The sequence below is a fragment of the Oryzibacillus soli genome (assembly GCF_051594765.1).
In the GTDB taxonomy this organism is placed as follows: domain Bacteria; phylum Bacillota; class Bacilli; order Paenibacillales; family NBRC-103111; genus Paenibacillus_AR.
Map to the genome: position 1 here is coordinate 1 of NZ_JBPPGJ010000053.1, position 2194 is coordinate 2194.

Here is a 2194-nt window from a genome sequence, read left to right on the forward strand (position 1 = left end):
TTCGTCTTCCCACTTCCCATCCCGCCGATCGCCACCGTCGGCAGACAAAGCTGGTCCCAGTCCTTTACCGGGAACGCCACCGGTACCGTCTGCTTCTTGAAGGCCACCTCGCCGATCCGGATCCCTCCCCGGGTGAGCGCCGCCGGCACCTCGATCTGTCGGTTGTCCAGGGTCTCCATGCGGTCCCGGTGCTCATCCTGGAGCGCAGCCGTTGGCAGCTCCACCAAGCGACCCAGCTCTTCGTTGCTCATGACGTTCTTGTCCGGGTCCAGTCGCGTCGGCCAGCTGATCCGGAAGGTATTCAGCTCCCGGATGATGACAGGCCGCAGGCGGTCGCCGATTTCGGCACGCTCCAGCTCGTTGTCGGCCGTCAGGTCGTTGAAGGAGTTGGACATGGTCCGGAGGATGATCTGTTGACGCATGGTGTCCGGCGAGCTGGCGGCGATCCGGATGTAGGTATTGAAGGTAGGCGCCTTCCGCTTGTTGACCGTTCCCTTGGCCAAGCTGCCGTCGATCATGATCAGCCGCTTTTCCTGGTCATCGCTGCCCTTTGCCGGCTTTTGCTCCTCGCCACCCACCGCAGCATGGAGAACATCCAGGGCAGCCTGCAGGAGCCCGCTGACCGCCTCGCCGAACGTCACAAACAGGTCCCGCTTGGTCAGCCGGGTCCGCCGGGGCGTCCGGCCCTTCTGGAACTCCTTGTGCTGCCGTTCGGCCCACTCCTGCCAGTCCAGGCGGCTCGCCGGCTCCGCGCAGATGGAGAGTCGAGTCATGTCGCCGGCATGCATTTCCCCCGTAATCGAAAGGATCGATCGCATTGGTTCCAGCTCGAGCCGGCGATCCACCTGCAGAGCAAACATGTTAGAACGCCTGTATTTCATCTCGCAGACAGATGCGGACACCGGTATGACCGTTTGCCATACATCCATCTCCTCGATGCTGGCCAGCGGCCAGGCATGCTCCAGCTGCATCAGGATCTCCCGCTTCCAGTCCGCCGGTACCGTGCAATAGAATCGGATCTCATCGTTCCGGAGCATCACGTCCCACCAGAGGGCCCCGGCCGCCTTCCGCCCCTGCAGGCGCTCCAGTGGCGTCACGTAGAAGCTGGAGAGCGCCCGGAACAGGTCATGGACCTTCTTATTGTCTACGGTCCGGTCTGGAGTGAGCCGCAGCTGCACGTACTCCACGGGTCGGCCATCCATGAATTTGAATCGCATTGATCACCCCTCCTATATCTGCCCCACCAATCGGGCCGCAGCCAGAAGGATCGACATGAGCACCGCCCGGGTCCCCTTCTCCAGCCACTTACCAGATCCGGAGCACGCCACCAAGAAACAGATCAGCCCCCATAACAGGGCCGCCTCTGCTGCGATGGGGATCCCATTGATCTTGAGCCAGGCGGTGCCATGCTGGATCCAGGTGATCACAAGCTGGCCGATGGTGTCCTGAACGACATCACCGGCCGCCTCGGATCCGCGTTTCAGCAACTCCGGCACGATGGCGCCGTCCGTGGATGGCCGCAGCCCGTCGGGCGTCAAAAGAAATCGCATGCTCACCACGCTCCCGCCGGACGGACTTTGTTGACCTGGTCCACGATCCACGGCACCCAGAACAGGAGGATATAGGCGCCGGTGGATACCTTCATCCGGCTGAAACCCTGCTGCGGCTTTCCGATCAGCGCCTCGAGCGCCCCCCATGCCATGAAGACGAAATAAATCTCATGCGCGAAACCGAAGATTACGTCCTTAACCGGCTTGGTGGCGGCCGCCAGCTGAGTGGCAAAATCCGCCGGCCCCGCCATCGCCATCGCTGCGACGGCTACAGGAGCGGCCACCGGTGCCGCATGAACCAGAGCAGACGTCTTCAGTAAGATTAGCCCGCCAGTCAAGACTGCCGAAGCCAAAGCAGGCGCTATTGCCCTGGGAGCTTCTGATTTGATGGGGGCCACCGGGACAGCCGATCCTTTCCCGCGGATCTCACCTGCCATGAAGGCCTTCCAGTCTAACGCTTGTGTTTTTGCCATCTTCTCGCATCCTTCCATATTGATCTCAGACCCATCGCGGCACAAACACATGAGCATACCAGCAGTACGGTCGATAACACCGGCATAACACCTCCGCCTTGTGGAGAGAATGAATCAAAAGGAGCGTGAATCACATGTGGTTCCTGGCGGCGGCCGCCTTCTTCGCAGCGG

Annotated in this window: 3 protein-coding genes; all 3 read right to left on the minus strand. The window is 61.4% G+C overall.

What is annotated here, in order from left to right:
- Positions 1-1217: hypothetical protein (locus ACSEXW_RS27975; protein WP_438449474.1), on the minus strand; the 1217-nt coding region annotated here is incomplete at its 3' end.
- A gap of 12 nt (positions 1218-1229) precedes the next feature.
- Positions 1230-1550 carry a hypothetical protein gene (locus tag ACSEXW_RS27980; RefSeq protein ID WP_438449475.1) on the minus strand — a complete coding sequence of 107 codons (321 nt, stop codon included), beginning with the start codon at positions 1548-1550 and terminating at the stop codon, positions 1230-1232.
- A gap of 2 nt (positions 1551-1552) precedes the next feature.
- The gene (locus tag ACSEXW_RS27985; RefSeq protein WP_438449476.1) at positions 1553-2023 is read right to left on the minus strand and encodes a hypothetical protein; all 471 of its coding nucleotides are present in this window, start codon (positions 2021-2023) and stop codon (positions 1553-1555) included.
- Positions 2024-2194: the final 171 nt, after the last annotated feature.